Origin of the sequence: Runella sp. SP2, assembly GCF_003711225.1 — a bacterium.
Taxonomy (GTDB): domain Bacteria; phylum Bacteroidota; class Bacteroidia; order Cytophagales; family Spirosomataceae; genus Runella.
This window is the reverse complement of sequence record NZ_CP031030.1, coordinates 5,433,679-5,448,056: the sequence shown is the minus strand read 5'-3', so window position 1 is coordinate 5,448,056 and position 14,378 is coordinate 5,433,679. Positions and strand designations below refer to the sequence as shown.

Genomic DNA, 14,378 nt, shown 5'->3' with positions numbered 1-14,378 from the left:
CTAATCAGATGAACCGCAGAGATATTATAAAGTCGTCGGCCCTGTTTTTGGGCTATGCTGTTTCCACGGCTACGTTGAGCGAGGCGTTTATGGCCTGCTCGCAAGAAGCAAAATTGGACTGGAAACCTACTTTTTTGACCAATAACCAAGCGGCAAGCATTGCTGAAATTGCGGAAACTATTCTGCCCAAAACCAAAACGCCTGGCGCCAAAGAGCTAGGAGTACCGCAGTTTATTGACAAAATGTTAAAAGATTTGTTGTCGGAAGAAGAACAAAAGGATTTTGTGGGTGGTTTAGAAAAATTGGAAGAAGATTGTGAAAAAGCTTATGGGAAGTCGTTTGTGGAATGTACTCCCGAACAGCGAAAGGAATTTTTGACTAAACTGGATGCGGAAGCGGAGAAGTTACCACCATCGGTATGGGGCATTCGTCTGGCACCGCCTTCTCCAACGCCATTTTTTAGAAGAGTGAAGGAACTGACGCTCCTTGGCTATTTTACGTCCCAAAAAATTGGTAAAGAAGTACTCGGCTACGACCCAATTCCAGGGAAATACATTGCGTGTATGCCGCTAACACTTGGCATGAACGCATGGAATGAATAAGACAAGGTCAGACGATAGTCAGACCGTAAGCATGATAGCGCAGTCTGACTATCGTCTGACAGCGTACAATGGTCAGACGGTAGTGTGTCAAGACCATAACCACTCGAAAGAGCAGTCTGACTACCGTCTGACTGCGTACTAGACCACCGTCTGACTGCAACCCAAAAACAACATTGACAATGAATTACAGAAAATTAGGAAAAACAGGATTTGAGATTTCGGAAATCAGCTTAGGAACGTGGCAGGTGGGAGGAAAATGGGGAGATGATTTTAGCCACGAAAATGCAGAAAAAATTCTTCACGCGGCAGTGGATTCAGGCATCAATTTTATTGACACCGCTGATGTTTATGGTGCGGGAGAAAGTGAAAAAGCCGTGGGTAAATTTGTGAAAAGCCGCTCAGAACGTATTTATGTCGCCACCAAATGCGGCCGCCAACTTAGCCCGCATGTTAGTGAAGCCTACCAGCCTGCGGTATTGCGTAAGTTTGTAGAAGATAGCCTCACAAATATGGGGTTAGAGACCCTGGATTTGATTCAACTCCATTGTCCACCCACGGAGGTGTATTATCGCCCCGAAATTTTTGAGTTGTTTGACCGCTTAAAAGAAGAAGGTAAAATTTTGAATTTGGGTATCAGCGTTGAGAAAGTAGAAGAGGCGTTGAAAGGCATTGAGTACGACAATGTCACTACGGTTCAAATCATCTTCAATATGTTCCGCCAGCGTCCGTCGGAATTGTTTTTTGAGCAAGCCCAAAAGAAAAATATCGGTGTCATCGTGCGCGTACCTTTGGCCAGTGGCTTGCTGACGGGCAAATTCTCAAAATCTTCGAGTTTCACGGCAGGCGACCACCGCTTTTTTAACCGCAATGGCGAACACTTTGATAAAGGAGAAACGTTTTCGGGCATTAATTATGAAACAGGATTGGACGCAGTAGAAGAACTCAAAGCGGTATTTCCTTCGTACGAAAACCTTGCCCCAGTGGCTTTACGCTGGATTTTGGGCTTTTCTTCGGTGAGTACTATTATACCAGGTGCGTCCAATCCTACGCAAGCAACTGCCAATTTGGAAGCGCTCACGATTCCTGATTTGACCCAAGATCAATTACAATCTGTGAATGAAATCTATGCTAAATACATAAAACCGCAGGTGCATCATTTGTGGTAAACGCCAAATTTCGTTTGATAACCTCCCCACTTAGTTAATGAGTGGGGATTTTTTTGCCCAAAAATTCCCCAAATTCCCCATATCTCCCTAATGAACGCCTAAAACTACCGTGGCATAAGTATTTTACATCTAATATCAGATTAACAGCAATGACAATAACACGGAGTTTATCAATAAGGCTCTTTTGAGCATTAAAAATTCAAAAGCTCCTTTTTTTACTAACAAAGTTTTTTGTCAGCCATGAATACAACAAAAAAAACGGTTAAAAGTCTCTTGCTTGTATCAATGAGTTTTTTATTGATCATAGGGCTTTCCGACTGTAAGTCCACATCCTTTCTATCAAGAACTAAGGGGAAAACGGTTTCACCTGCCAAACATGGGCAAAGTAAATCGAAAGATCCTGCCAATTACGCGATAAGCGCTTCAGTAGTGGGTGGTTTGCCAGGTACTCGTATTGAACAATACATGGAACAGCAAACCATCCAGCTACGCCAACAGCTAGGAGGCATCGCCCAAATTGAACGCTTGGGAGAAGGCATTAAAATTACGTTTCAATCCGCTATCTTATATCCTGAAGGCTCGTATGTGTTATCGAATGACCCACAACCGTTCGTAAAGAAACTTGCGCAGGTATTACAAGATTTCAAAGACACTGAAATATTGGTAGCGGGACATACCGATTCTCAAGGAAGTTTGAAAGTGAATCAAGCGCTTTCTGAGAAACGCGCGGAAGCTTTAGCGGATTTTTTGCAAGCACATGGGGTTCCTCAATTGCGAATCGTAACAGAAGGCTTTGGAGAAACGACGCCTAAAGCTTCAAACAAAACGCTGGATGGCCGCCGTCAAAATCAGCGAGTTGAAGTAGTTGTTGTGGCTAACCAACGTTTGAAAGAGGAGGTTCGGAAAGCCGTAGAATCGGGTAGCGTAGTTCAGAACTAATTAGCTGGAAGTACACAAAGTTTTTAATGGCTATGGCCAAAAATCAGAAATTTCGTCAAGAATAAAATAATAGTAATTGTTTTTTCATAAGGTAAAGGGTTTAGGAATAGACGGAGAGCCAGAGAAGATATCTTCTCTGGCTCTTTTGTTTACACCCAGCCTTTAAAAACTTTTTGAGCGTAAGCAAGGTCTTGTTGATGGGCTTGAATGGCGTTGAGTGTGTTGGGAGATTGTGGTTCTAAACATTGTTCCAATACGAGTAAAGGCTTGATATTCATGGTTTTCAATTCGCGGACAAGCCGCGGGTAATCGATGTCGCCCTCGCCGAAGGTTTCTCCCCAAATTTGCCCCACCGACTGCCGTATGTGAAGTTCTACTACGCGTTTTCCGTACATTTTTACAATATCGAACAGCGCCACTTGGGAGTTGCCAGCTCCTCGGTAAATCCAATGCGCGTCCAAACACAAGCTGACATTTTGCGGATGCGTATTTTGTAGCATGTGGTGAAACTCCCGCGCGCCTGCTTTAAACTCCGCGTCGTGGGTATGATAGGCGAGGGTAATGCCTTGCTTTTTTAACTCAGAACCTAGCAGGTCTAGGTTTTTGGCTTGTTTGATTAGCTGTTCATCGCTTTTGATTTCGGTTCCGCCCCAGCGAATGGGGTTGGGACTCGTAACTAAAATCGATAACCCCAGCGGCTTGGCTTCTTTGGCAATGGCAATGGCCGTTTCGATGGTTTTTTGACTTTCGGCGTCTTCGTGCAAAATACTCCCGATGTAAGCCGAAGGAAGGGCTAATTGGTATTTTTTTAAGAGAGGTGCCAGCGTTTTGACGTCGTTGGTGGAATAAAAACTGGGTTCAAAGGCTTTCAATCCTGATTTCACGTATTCAGCAAGCGAGGCGTCGAGGTTTTCACCCCAACTGCGTTTTTCGCGTTCATAAAAGGTAAACCACGAATATTGATTACACGAAATGAAGGGTGCAGCTGAGGCATTAGACCAAGAAGGCTTGGACGCGACAACAGCGCTAGTAGCAGTAAGCGTTTGGATAAATCGACGACGAGAGGTGGCCATAAGTGTATCATTTTCAGTAAAAAGGCACAAGCCTCCACAAAAATACTTTTAGTTGCCTACACTCAATTTTTCCAAAATTCGTCTCCCGTCAAACGTTTTAATTCCAGTTGATTGATAAACCATTGAAACTGATAGGTGAGTTCCGCCAAACGAGCCTCTTCAATGGAAGTTTGAGCATTGTCTAACTCTACGGTAGTAATGGTTCCGTTTTGTAAACGGTTCTGGGCAAGTGCCAGGGCTCTTTCGGCTTGGGTCACTTGAATTCGCACGTTTTCGAGGCGTTGTTCGTTGCTTTTGAGGTCAGAAAGAGCCATTTCGACGTCTTTTTGAAGCGATGCGTTTACCGATTCGAGGTTGTATTTTGTGGCTTCCAAGTTTACCAAGGCCGCCTTACGCTGAATGTCGTACCGCTTGCCCGAATACAAGGGAACGGTCACGCTAAGACCAGCCGCAACGTTGAAACGCAATTGGTTGACGTTGGGCATGTACCCATTTTTTTCGCCAGCACTTCCTGTAAGCATCAACGTTGGTAAGTGGGCTTTGGCGGCAATCGCCACCTCTGTTTCCGCATTTTGAATGCGGTCTTTGGCCAACTGTACCTCTTTATTCTGATTGTTGAAAAGTTGGGTCAACGCTTCTTTCGTTGGTAGGTTGGCATTAAGCCCAAGCGCCAAATCTGCGACGCTAATTTCACTGCTCGGAATTCCCGTAAGGTAGCTCAACGTGATTTTTTGTTTGTCGATTTGGTTCTCAAAATCCACTTTACGGTTTTGGGCGAGTTTCAATTTTACTTGCTGCGAAACAACGTCAAACTCCAACGCATCGCCATTTTGAACCCGTTTACTGATTTGTTTCAATACGTTTTCGCTGGTTTGAATGACGTCTTGCTGTACTTGCTTACTTTTCTCCAGAAAGGCGATGGTGTAGTAGAGTTGGGCAATTTGGTAAGCTAAATTATGTCGATTCAACTCCAACGTATGACGAGCGCTCAAGATATTTTCCTGGGCTTGACGAATGTTGAGGTTTGTTTTTCCAAAATCATACAAACCATAGCCTGCATTTACTCCTACGTTTAGGTTGTGGTTGGGCATAAACTGAATCTCGCGTGAACCCTCAGGAAGGGGCAAGGTAGCTTTCATCGTAGGAGCCACGTAGTTATAGGAAGCACTGGCATTAACATAAGGCAAAAGCGCTGTTTTGGCTACATCCACGCGCAATTCGCCTGCTTTGATGAGTTGTTCGGCTTCCTTGAGTTTGGGGAAATGTTCAAAAGACTGCTGGACCAACTTGGAAAGTGGGGTAGGAGTTTGGGCCACTGCGGCGTTTCTCAAAACGAGCATAAGCACCCCTACGACGGATATTTTTACAAAGGTTTTCATTGGATATATCGGCAATTAGTGAGAAGCATCGGCCGCCGCTTTGGCAGTTTGAGGCGTCATTTTTTTCTTTTCTAGGAGAAATAATAAAGGAAATGTGACAATAAAGAACATCGTAGCCACCTGAAATACATCCAAATAAGATAGCATCAAGGCTTGTTTTTGGACGGCTAAGTTGAGGTTGCCGTACGAAAGTTGAAGGGCGTCGAGTGGGTTGATGCCACGCGCTATGAGCCCTTGCGACATGGTCGTGAGGCGTTCTTGGGTAAGCATATCGCCAGGCTGTAGGTGCGCCGAAAGATTCATGGCATTGAGCGGGAGGCGTTGGGCAATGTACGTATTGACAAGTGCCACCCCGACAGCACCGCCAATCTGCCGAATCATGTTGGTGATGGCGATACCCATTGGCATTTCTTGGGGTGTCAAGGTCGAAATCGACTGGTTAATAAGCGGGACGTTCGAAAGAGCAAGCCCTACTCCGCGAATCATCAAGGCGCCCATTAAAATGGCAGGAGACGCGTTGAGGTCGATGATAGACATTTGGTAACAAAAAAGTGCAAATGCAAGGTAACCGACGGTGGCAATGGAGCGCGGTGGAACGCCTTTTGAAATTAATCGTCCCACAATTGGGAAAATAAAAAGCGTAATTCCTGCGCCAGGGATAAGCAAAAGCCCCGTTTGGGTGGCAGTGTAGCCAATAATCCGTTGTACAAACAACGGGTACATAAAGACGGACGTAAAAAGCCCGATACCAATCACAAAGACCAGAATAGAGCCCAGTAAAAGATTGCGGTTTTTCAGCACCCGCAGGTTCACAACGGGATTGGGGATTTTTAATTCCCACCAAATGAACGAAGTCAGTGAAACAACCAGCGCAATGGTACAAATGACAATGTTTTGGTCTTCAAACCAGTCGTTGGCTTCGCCGCGTTCGAGCACGTACTGCAAGCACCCGATGCCAATCGAAAGAAGCACAATTCCCAAATAATCAATCTTGATTTTACTGCGGTCGATGTGGTGCTCTTCTGGTTTCTTGTCGATGTAGATATAGCTTAACAAGAAGGCGACAATCCCAATCGGAACGTTGATAAAAAACATCCAACTCCAATGGTAATTGTCGATAATGTACCCGCCGAGGGTCGGCCCAAACGTCGGCCCAAGTACAATACCCATCCCAAATACTGCCGAGGCTATGGCGCGTTGCTGAATCGGGAATGAATCGTACAACAACCCTTGGGAAACTGAAAGTAAAGCTCCACCGCCTACTCCTTGTAAAAAACGCGCTAAGACAAGCAGCGGTAGGGTATCGGCAATGCCACACAAATACGAAGCAAACGTAAAAAGGGCAATGGAGACGATGAAGTAATTTTTCCGCCCAAAGTAGTTTTGTAAAAATCCTGTAAGGGGAATAATAATTACGTTGGCGATGGCATACGACGTAATCACCCACGAAATATCCTCAATGGTTACGCCTAAGTTGCCCGCCATTTGATAAATACCTACGTTCACAATCGAGGTATCTATCAGTTCCATAACGGCCGCTGTGATGACCGTGATGACAACAATCCATCTTTTCATAGTGTGTGTTTTCTAACTCCGATGATTGAACCTCGTTTACTGTACTTTGACCGCTACTTCGACGCTCAAACCAGCGCGAAGCAGTTCTTTGTATTGTTCGGGGTGCTCAATCTCGATTTTAACGGGAACGCGCTGCGTAAGTTTGACGAAGTTACCCGAAGCGTTATCGGGAGGGAGAAGCGAGAATTTTGCGCCTGTTGCGTCGGAAATGGTTTGGATTTTACCACTGATTTTTAACGTCGGATAGGCATCAAGTTTGAGCTCAACGGGTTGGCCTACGCGCATTTTTTCGAGCTGGGTTTCTTTAAAATTAGCCGTTACCCAGTAAACCGCTTCGTTGACAATCGTGAACAGGTTTTGGCCAGGTTGTACGTATTGACCTTTGGCAACGTTGATTTTGCCCGTTTTTCCCGATACAGGTGCGTCGATGTGGGTATATGACAAACGTAATTTGGCTTGGTCAAGAATCGTTTGTTTGACTTTTACCATGGCTTCCATTTTTTTGATGTTTGCGATCGCTGCGCCTTCGGCTACTTTGGCTTGGTTGACTTGGGCCAAAGCGGCATCGTATTGGCGACTTTGCACTTCTACGTTGGCTTGGCTATCGTCCAAGACCTTTTTGGTGGTAGAGCCGCCTTCGTACAAGTTTTTGTCGCGGGTTAGGTCTGCTGTAGCCTTGGTTTTGCGGCTGGCCTGTACGTCGGCGTTGGCCTTGGATACTTTGTAAGCTTCTTGAGCGTTGCGGAGGGCTGCTTTGGCAGTTTCGATGTCGGCTACGGCTTGTTGTAAGTCGGCATCGGCTTGAGCTACGGCAATTTGGTATTCTTGGGGGTCAATCTCAATAAGACGGTCGTTGGCGCGTACACTTTTGTAATCTTCTAGGTTCGATTCAAGTACATAACCTGCCACGCGGGCGAGTACGGGCGAATTTTTGGTTTCAATCTGAGCGTTATCGGTGGTTTCGTAGGTTTGATTGTAACGGTACGATTGAAAACCGTAAAAACTACCTACGCCGAGCACGGCGATAACAATGGCAAATGGTAGTAGTTTTTTGAAAGGACTTTTAGATGCAGTGGTATCCATGGCGTTTTGTTTTTATTCGATGATGAGCAATAAGTTGTTTTACAAATAAGTTTATAAGTAAACTTGGTTGACTATATTTGTGGCAGCAAAGGTAAACTAAGTTGACCAAAAAAGTCAAATAAGTTGACTAAAAATTGGATTAAAATTTGAGTGCTATTTTTTAATAACCTGTATTCCAATAGATTTGTAACATGGAAAAAGTACTTGCATCAGGACGGATATATAGCTTTGAGAAGTTTGAATCAATGCGTCAGCGTTCCATTGGGCGCTTGTTGTGGCGGCTCAAACGCCACGTTCATCTTCACATTGCCCCACTTTTAGAGAAACGTGGCTACACAGATATTAAGATGAGCTCGATTTCGCTGTTGGTCAACATCGGGGAGGAAGGGATTACGAGTAGTGAGTTGGCCAAAAAGCTAGAAGTGACCAAGCAAGCCATGAGTAAAGCCGTTAAAGAGTTAGAAGAAACGGGTTACGTTTACAGCTGCCCAAGCGAAAAAGATGCCCGAGCAAGCATCATTTTTTTGGACGATCGTGGCAAAGAGTTTTTGCTGGACTTAAACGAAGAAATGGAAGGAATGCAAGCGCGTTTTGAAAAAGCTGTAAGTGCCAAAAAGTATAACCAAATGGTGGATACTATGTGCGATTTGCTGGCAGTGCTTGATGCCGAAGAATAGCTACATCAAGCGCCTCACAATCAAACTTTTGACTAACTCAAAAAAAGGCTGAGGTTGCAGCGTTCGCCAGTTATCGAGGTGAAGTGTGCCCCCAAAATTGAGATAATAGTCAAGGCGGTAGCGTTTCCATTCGCGTTCGGTATGGTCGCGCGAGCCCACTACGGCAATCCAGCCGTCTTCGATTTCGTCAAACCATTCGGCATAATATTCATCGTCGGAGCCGTGAAAATTAAGGATGTTTTCGGCAATAAGAATGTACTTATTGATGCCTTGAGCCAGCAAATGGTCGATGACATTGCGTTTGAAGTGCATGATGTCGTTGTGCAGCGTGTCGTTCCATTCTCCAAAAAGCTCAATGACGGCAAATTTCTTCTTGTAGTCAGCAAATAAAATCTTGACATAGAGCGTCTCGGAGTCTATTTCGTCCCACAAAGGGTGAATATAATACCCGTATATGTCGTGCTCGTACTGGTTTAAATTATAGTCTCGACCGTAAAAAGGGGATTTGCGGTCGTTGGCAGCGACATAATGTTTTTCCCAATTATAAAAAGGTTCTATCTCGTGCATAGCGCTTTCTTCTCTTCGTCCGTGACAAATATACAAACGCCAAAGGTCAATAAGGGCGAGGTGGAAGGATTTTCTTACTAACTTGCATCCTCAATTTGACCCATTGTTATGGCTACTTCAACGGTACAATACGATTACCAACCCGAGCATTTGAACATTTCGGAGCCAAGTAAATACACTGCCGACCAGCTAAAGTCGGAAGAAATGGTGATTAACTTAGGCCCGCAGCACCCTTCTACCCACGGAGTGTTGCGCTTAGAAGTGGTGTCGGATGGTGAAATTATCGTGGACGTAGTGCCGCACCTTGGGTACTTGCACCGTTGTTTTGAGAAACACGCCGAATCGCTGCCTTTCAACCAAATCATCCCGTACGTGGATCGGATGGACTACGTGGCGGCTATCAACTCCGAACATGCTTATGTGATGGGTGTTGAACGAATGTTGGGTATTGAGAAAGATATTCCAAAACGCATTGAATACATTCGGGTGTTGGTGGCAGAGTTAAACCGCCTGGCTTCGCACTTCGTAGCTATTGGTACGTACGCCATGGATATTGGGGCGTACACGCCTTTTTTGTGGCTCATGCGCGACCGCGAACATATTTTGCGGATGTTGGAATGGCTCTCAGGCGCTCGAATGCTCTATAACTACGTTTGGGTTGGAGGCTTGTTTTACGATTTACCAGTGGGTTTTGAAGAGCGTTGCCAAGAGTTTGTGAGTTATCTCAAACCTAAATTGAAGGAGCTTCAACAGCTTGTCATTGACAATAAGATTTTTGTGGAACGTACGGCCAATGTAGGCGTTTTGCCATTGCCTGTCGCTATTAATTATGGGTGCTCGGGGCCCGTGTTGCGTGGCTCGGGCTTGCGTTGGGACTTGCGTAAAGTAGATGGCTATTCGGTTTATCCTGAGTTGGAATTTAACGTACCGATTGGTGAAGGGCTTGTAGGAACCGTGGGCGATTGTTGGGATAGGAACTACGTTCGGGTGCAGGAATGTTGGGAATCCCTTGGCCTTATTGAACAATGTGTTGAAAAACTGTTGGGAGAGCACCGTCGCACGCCTGACTTTGACCCGCAGGCAGTAGTGCCGAAGAAAATTCGCCCACAGGCGATGGATTTTTATGTACGCGCGGAAAACCCCAAAGGTGAATTAGGCTTTTTCTTCCGTACCGATGGAAAGTCGGATATTCCTGTGCGATGCAAAGCACGGGCGTGTTCGTTCAACAACTTATCGGTCATTGCCGAAATCTCACGCGGTGCTATGCTCGCTGACTTGGTAGCTATTATCGGTTCTATCGACGTCGTCATGGGCGAAGTGGATAGGTGATAAAGTTTTCTATTCGTCGGTAAACATATACCCTACACCTTTGAGGGTCTTGATGTAATTTTCACCGACCTTTTCGCGGACTTTACGAATGTGCACATCGACAGTGCGTTCGAGTACATAAATATCTGCTCCCCAAATTTTTTGAAGTAATTCTTCTCGATTGAAGACCTTATTGGGGTGATTGGCCAAGAAAAACAACAACTCAAATTCTTTTTTGGGCAAAACAACCGCTTTATCGCCTTTGGTCACCGTGTAGTTTTTACGGTTGATATGCAAGCCCGCAATCTCAATTTGGGATTCTGGCTCGGATTTTTGGGCTTCTCTTCTAAAAAGCGCATTGATGCGGCTCATCAGCGCGCGGGGCTTGATGGGCTTGGTCAGGTAGTCGTCGGCGCCAATTTCAAACGCTGCTACTTCCGAATATTCTTCCGAGCGAGCGGTCAAAAATAAGATGTAGGTATTTCTAAAATCGGGGATTTCTCGCAGCTGGCGGGCGGTTTCGATGCCGTCCATTTGGGGCATCATAATATCAAGAACGACCAGCTCAGGGATAAATGAGCGTGCTGTTTCAATGGCCATTTTTCCGTTGGCAGCGGTGGCTACTTCGTAACCTTCTTTTTCTAAATTGTATTCAAGTAGCTCAACAATATCTGGGTCGTCGTCAACGACTAAAACTTTGTGTGCGATTTGAGCCGATTTGGCAGCGCTCATAGCATGGATTTTTATTACGGCGACGAAATTACGAGTCGTGTCAACAATTTTAACACTCAAAACGTATTCTTAACACAAATTTAACAGTAGAAGTCACTTTTCCAAAAGTAGAAAACAAGAAACCAGTGCCCACGGGTAAAAGGTTGACTATGAAAGTTATAGAAGAAAACGATTTTTTTAGAATGTCAGTTAAATTAGGCGTTTTGGGGCGGAGGTGTTGTTTCTTGACTAAGGCGAACAATAAGCTTTTGCAAGCTACGCTCAATATGCTCGTAATCGACTTTTTCTTTGGCAATCAAAATAAATGCAATGGCACTGGGGGGGCGCTGCTCGGGCGAAGAAAAGAAAAGATGTTTGTTTTTTCGATAAGCCTCACGACAACGACGGCGAAGGAGGTTGCGATCAACCGCTTTTTTGAAGTTGCGCTTTGAAATCGAAAACAAGACTTGAGGAGGCTGACCCGAAGGAATCTCCGAGTCGAATAGGTAAAATACCTTAAATGGAAAAAGGTAGGACGTTTTTGTTTCCGTACTACCTTTTTCGAACAAACGCCCTATGGTTTTTCGACTACAGAGGCGTTCAGTTTTTGGGAAAGTTTGCTTCATCTTAGCATCGAGTATCAAGTTAAAGCATTGGCTTAAAAGCAAAAACGCTCAACTTCAAACTCTAAACTACTGACTTTTATTGCTTGTGACGCTTTTCGTCAGAAACTGTCAATTTCCAACGGCCTTTTTTGCGACGAGCTGCTAATACTTTACGACCGTTAGCAGAAGACATACGCTCACGGAACCCGTGCTTGTTACGTCTTTTGCGGTTTGATGGTTGATATGTACGTTTCATTTCTCTAAGCCTTTTATTTCTTGTAAATCCTTGATTTCAAAACGAGTCCGCAAAGGTACGGAAACTTTTAAAAGTTTACAAACTAATTTTGAATAAAAAACCGACCTTTGTTTTTGCTTACTTACATTCAACGACTTTATGCCCTTCTTTCAGCCTCATAAGAGCCCCAACTCACCCCTGTTCACCTTGCCTGACAAACAGCCGATAGGGTGGATGTTGCTGGTTTTGGTGAGTAGTGGCATTGGTTATTGGTGGATTGGTTATGAAATAGAACGTACACAGTCAAAAACGTTGATTTTGGTGTATGGAAGCCTGTTTTTGGTATATGGGCTTGTTGTAACTCGCTTTTGGAATGCCATTCAAATCCGTTGGTGGATGGGAGTCGCCGTGCTTTTTCGGCTCATTTTGCTGTGTTCTACGCCTGTATTGTCCGATGATTTTTTTCGTTTTGTGTGGGACGGACGTCTGTTGGTGGCGGGTTTTAATCCATACCTGTATCTTCCTTCTGACTTGCTTCCTTCTTCCATTTTTTTATCAGCAAACCTAACCACAACTCTGTATGAAGGGCTTAATTCCCCGAATTACTTTACAGTTTATCCACCTCTTAATCAGTTGTTCTTTGGAATTGCGGCTTGGATAGGAGGCGACAATATTCAACTTTCGGTGGTTGTGATGCGGGTTATTATTCTCATGGCTGAGGTGGGGAATTGCTGGCTGTTATCATCACCTCAAAATCTTGGAATTCAACCAGCGGCAAAGCGGAAAATCAACGGTTTGGTCTATGCTTTGAATCCGCTGGTGATTGTGGAACTGACTGGCAATTTACATTTCGAAGCAGTGACGTTGTTTTTTGTGTTGCTGGCTTTGCGTTGGCTTAACCGCCCTTGTGGCAAGGATTCCTATTTTATACCTTCAGCCGTGGCATTAGGACTGGGGGCATCGGTGAAGCTGCTGCCGCTGATTTTTCTACCATTACTGGTACGGCGGATAGGTTGGCAGAAAGGAATAATTTACGGTGCAATAGTTGGGGCAACAATGGTTGGTTTATTTCTCCCTTTTTTGAGTAAAAGCCTTTTTATCAACGTAGGAAAAAGCCTTGATTTGTATTTTCAGAAGTTTGAGTTTAATGCCAGTGTCTATTACCTCCTACGTGAAGTTGGCTATTGGATAACGGGTTATAACCTCATCCAATCGTTGGGCCCTGTGTTGTCTTTGATTACTTTAGGAACGGTGAGCTGGTTAGCGTTTCAAAAACGAAGTCTTGCCGAAAAAATGCTCCTTTCTTTGACCATATATTTCTTTTTGGCCACGACCGTACATCCGTGGTATATCACGACGCTGGTAGCATTGGGCGCGATTACAAGGTATTGGTATCCTGTGGTTTGGTCGCTGTTGTTGCCATTGACGTACGTTGCCTACGCTTCGTCTCCCTACCAAGAAAACCTTCGAGTAGTAGGGCTTGAATACATACTTGTGTTTGGGCTTTTTGCGTACGAAGTATTTCTAAAAGGAATTGATTGGCAAACGAACTAACCCCTTTGCTCATTTGCCATTTGCCTCATGCAAACTTGCCTCTTGCTCTTTTGCCTTTGCTCATTTGCCTACTTGCCCTTTAGCCTCTTCACTTAGTTTCCTTTTATCTTTTCCTGTAAAAATTTCAGTTGCATTTGGGTGGAGTCGTTGGGAGAAATGTAAGTTAGCCAAACCGAAGAAGCACGTTCATCTTTGGGCAAAAACACCAAGCCGCGGATGGATTCGTTGGGCGGAAGAGTAGTTTTTCGCAGGGCCATTTCTTGCCAATTGGCGCGTTCGTGTTGTAGTCGTTCCGTGCGGATTCGTTGGAGATTTACGTCGGCAATTTGTTTTTGGATGATAAAATTGTAGGCTTGAGCGTGGGCATATTGCGAGTTGGCGCGTTGCGTCCACGACTTATCGCGGCGGTTGGATGAGTTGATGTCGCTGGCAACGGTTGCCACCAACAACACGCCGTTCAGAATAGAAGCTGCGGCAAGGCGTCGTTTTTCCCGTTGGATGTCCAAGGTCGCTTGTTTAATTTTTTCTTCGGGATTGAGGGCGCGGTAAAAAGCCGTATAGGAAGCGTTGATAGCACTGCGCAGGGTGTCATTTTTAGTATCGAAAGGAATGTAGTGAAAATCGTTGGGGTCAACCAAGAGCGAGGTCTGAGTCCGATTTTTGACTTCGACGTCCAAAACAATATTATGGGCATCTTCAAACTCGTAGGAGGCGACCAAAACAACGCCGTTTTGTTCGGCGCGCGTCACTTCTCTTCCTTCTATCCAAGCAATGTCGCCCGAAGCGGGTTTCCATTGGTAAAAATACGTGCTGCAACCCGACATGAGCGAAGCGGCAACTAAAAACAAAACGAGTCGTAGGTGTTTCATGGCAAAAGCGAATTTTCAGTGCTGTACAACAAAAA

Annotated in this window: 16 protein-coding genes; 7 read left to right on the top strand and 9 right to left on the bottom strand. The window is 44.9% G+C overall.

From position 1 onward, the window contains the following. The first annotated feature begins 8 nt into the window (after window positions 1-8). From DTQ70_RS21945 to DTQ70_RS21935, 4 genes are all read left to right on the top strand, one after another. The gene (locus DTQ70_RS21945; protein ID WP_122932803.1) at window positions 9-602 is read left to right on the top strand and encodes a gluconate 2-dehydrogenase subunit 3 family protein; all 594 of its coding nucleotides are present in this window, start codon (window positions 9-11) and stop codon (window positions 600-602) included. Next, the gene (locus DTQ70_RS30830) at window positions 595-744 is read left to right on the top strand and encodes a hypothetical protein (protein WP_164490153.1); all 150 of its coding nucleotides are present in this window, start codon (window positions 595-597) and stop codon (window positions 742-744) included. Before DTQ70_RS21945 ends, DTQ70_RS30830 begins: the two co-directional genes overlap by 8 nt. Window positions 745-781: 37 nt before the next feature. After that, window positions 782-1,768 (top strand): aldo/keto reductase, encoded by a 987-nt coding sequence (locus DTQ70_RS21940; protein WP_122932802.1) that lies wholly within the window; start codon window positions 782-784, stop codon window positions 1,766-1,768. A gap of 285 nt (window positions 1,769-2,053) precedes the next feature. Beyond that, entirely contained in the window at window positions 2,054-2,707 is a 654-nt protein-coding gene (locus tag DTQ70_RS21935) for an OmpA family protein (RefSeq protein WP_164490152.1), read from the top strand. Between the two features lie 149 nt (window positions 2,708-2,856). Here DTQ70_RS21935 and DTQ70_RS21930 read toward each other — a convergent pair whose 3' ends face one another. The 4 genes from DTQ70_RS21930 to DTQ70_RS21915 form a co-directional block, all read right to left on the bottom strand. Beyond that, window positions 2,857-3,780 carry a sugar phosphate isomerase/epimerase gene (locus tag DTQ70_RS21930; RefSeq protein WP_122932800.1) on the bottom strand — a complete coding sequence of 308 codons (924 nt, stop codon included), beginning with the start codon at window positions 3,778-3,780 and terminating at the stop codon, window positions 2,857-2,859. A 62-nt stretch (window positions 3,781-3,842) separates the two neighbouring features. Further along, on the bottom strand, window positions 3,843-5,159 hold the full coding sequence (locus DTQ70_RS21925; protein WP_122932799.1) for a TolC family protein: 1,317 nt from the start codon (window positions 5,157-5,159) through the stop codon (window positions 3,843-3,845). Window positions 5,160-5,174: 15 nt separating this feature from the next. Continuing rightward, entirely contained in the window at window positions 5,175-6,734 is a 1,560-nt protein-coding gene (locus DTQ70_RS21920) for a DHA2 family efflux MFS transporter permease subunit (protein WP_122932798.1), read from the bottom strand. Window positions 6,735-6,770: 36 nt separating this feature from the next. Further along, the gene (locus tag DTQ70_RS21915) at window positions 6,771-7,817 is read right to left on the bottom strand and encodes an HlyD family secretion protein (protein WP_122932797.1); all 1,047 of its coding nucleotides are present in this window, start codon (window positions 7,815-7,817) and stop codon (window positions 6,771-6,773) included. A 191-nt stretch (window positions 7,818-8,008) separates the two neighbouring features. On the opposite strand from DTQ70_RS21915, the gene DTQ70_RS21910 reads away from it, so the two are divergent. Next, window positions 8,009-8,494 (top strand): MarR family winged helix-turn-helix transcriptional regulator, encoded by a 486-nt coding sequence (locus DTQ70_RS21910; protein ID WP_122932796.1) that lies wholly within the window; start codon window positions 8,009-8,011, stop codon window positions 8,492-8,494. On the opposite strand, the gene DTQ70_RS21905 is transcribed toward DTQ70_RS21910, so the two are convergent. After that, complete coding sequence (locus DTQ70_RS21905; protein WP_122932795.1) at window positions 8,495-9,061, bottom strand: hypothetical protein; 567 nt, start codon at window positions 9,059-9,061, stop codon at window positions 8,495-8,497. It lies immediately after the preceding gene. Between the two features lie 108 nt (window positions 9,062-9,169). Here DTQ70_RS21905 and DTQ70_RS21900 point away from each other — a divergent pair, with 108 nt between their 5' ends. Beyond that, a complete protein-coding gene (locus DTQ70_RS21900) occupies window positions 9,170-10,390 on the top strand; it encodes an NADH-quinone oxidoreductase subunit D (protein ID WP_122932794.1) in 1,221 nt (406 codons plus the stop codon). Between the two features lie 9 nt (window positions 10,391-10,399). Here DTQ70_RS21900 and DTQ70_RS21895 read toward each other — a convergent pair whose 3' ends face one another. The 3 genes from DTQ70_RS21895 to rpmH form a co-directional block, all read right to left on the bottom strand. Continuing rightward, complete coding sequence (locus tag DTQ70_RS21895) at window positions 10,400-11,101, bottom strand: response regulator transcription factor (protein WP_122932793.1); 702 nt, start codon at window positions 11,099-11,101, stop codon at window positions 10,400-10,402. 194 nt (window positions 11,102-11,295) lie between these two features. Beyond that, window positions 11,296-11,706: a ribonuclease P protein component gene (locus DTQ70_RS21890; protein ID WP_122932792.1), complete on the bottom strand. Its 411-nt coding sequence runs from the start codon at window positions 11,704-11,706 to the stop codon at window positions 11,296-11,298. A 76-nt stretch (window positions 11,707-11,782) separates the two neighbouring features. Further along, window positions 11,783-11,941 (bottom strand): 50S ribosomal protein L34, encoded by a 159-nt coding sequence (rpmH, locus tag DTQ70_RS21885; RefSeq protein WP_028523643.1) that lies wholly within the window; start codon window positions 11,939-11,941, stop codon window positions 11,783-11,785. A gap of 186 nt (window positions 11,942-12,127) precedes the next feature. On the opposite strand from rpmH, the gene DTQ70_RS21880 reads away from it, so the two are divergent. Beyond that, complete coding sequence (locus DTQ70_RS21880; protein WP_164490151.1) at window positions 12,128-13,474, top strand: glycosyltransferase 87 family protein; 1,347 nt, start codon at window positions 12,128-12,130, stop codon at window positions 13,472-13,474. Between the two features lie 92 nt (window positions 13,475-13,566). On the opposite strand, the gene DTQ70_RS21875 is transcribed toward DTQ70_RS21880, so the two are convergent. Next, a complete protein-coding gene (locus DTQ70_RS21875) occupies window positions 13,567-14,343 on the bottom strand; it encodes a hypothetical protein (protein WP_122932790.1) in 777 nt (258 codons plus the stop codon). Between the last annotated feature and the right edge of the window lie 35 nt (window positions 14,344-14,378).

Excerpts from the sequence above, each read along its gene's own strand:
- DTQ70_RS21910 (WP_122932796.1), top strand. The coding sequence starts at position 8,009 with ATGGAAAAAGTACTTGCATCAGGACGGATATATAGCTTTGAGAAGTTT.
- DTQ70_RS21935 (WP_164490152.1), top strand. The coding sequence starts at position 2,054 with ATGAGTTTTTTATTGATCATAGGGCTTTCCGACTGTAAGTCCACATCC.
- DTQ70_RS21930 (WP_122932800.1), bottom strand. The coding sequence starts at position 3,780 with ATGGCCACCTCTCGTCGTCGATTTATCCAAACGCTTACTGCTACTAGC.
- DTQ70_RS21945 (WP_122932803.1), top strand. The coding sequence starts at position 9 with ATGAACCGCAGAGATATTATAAAGTCGTCGGCCCTGTTTTTGGGCTAT.
- DTQ70_RS21940 (WP_122932802.1), top strand. The coding sequence starts at position 782 with ATGAATTACAGAAAATTAGGAAAAACAGGATTTGAGATTTCGGAAATC.
- DTQ70_RS21920 (WP_122932798.1), bottom strand. The coding sequence starts at position 6,734 with ATGAAAAGATGGATTGTTGTCATCACGGTCATCACAGCGGCCGTTATG.
- DTQ70_RS30830 (WP_164490153.1), top strand. The coding sequence starts at position 595 with ATGAATAAGACAAGGTCAGACGATAGTCAGACCGTAAGCATGATAGCG.
- DTQ70_RS21875 (WP_122932790.1), bottom strand. The coding sequence starts at position 14,343 with ATGAAACACCTACGACTCGTTTTGTTTTTAGTTGCCGCTTCGCTCATG.
- DTQ70_RS21925 (WP_122932799.1), bottom strand. The coding sequence starts at position 5,159 with ATGAAAACCTTTGTAAAAATATCCGTCGTAGGGGTGCTTATGCTCGTT.
- DTQ70_RS21905 (WP_122932795.1), bottom strand. The coding sequence starts at position 9,061 with ATGCACGAGATAGAACCTTTTTATAATTGGGAAAAACATTATGTCGCT.
- DTQ70_RS21890 (WP_122932792.1), bottom strand. The coding sequence starts at position 11,706 with ATGAAGCAAACTTTCCCAAAAACTGAACGCCTCTGTAGTCGAAAAACC.
- rpmH (WP_028523643.1), bottom strand. The coding sequence starts at position 11,941 with ATGAAACGTACATATCAACCATCAAACCGCAAAAGACGTAACAAGCAC.
- DTQ70_RS21915 (WP_122932797.1), bottom strand. The coding sequence starts at position 7,817 with ATGGATACCACTGCATCTAAAAGTCCTTTCAAAAAACTACTACCATTT.
- DTQ70_RS21895 (WP_122932793.1), bottom strand. The coding sequence starts at position 11,101 with ATGAGCGCTGCCAAATCGGCTCAAATCGCACACAAAGTTTTAGTCGTT.
- DTQ70_RS21900 (WP_122932794.1), top strand. The coding sequence starts at position 9,170 with ATGGCTACTTCAACGGTACAATACGATTACCAACCCGAGCATTTGAAC.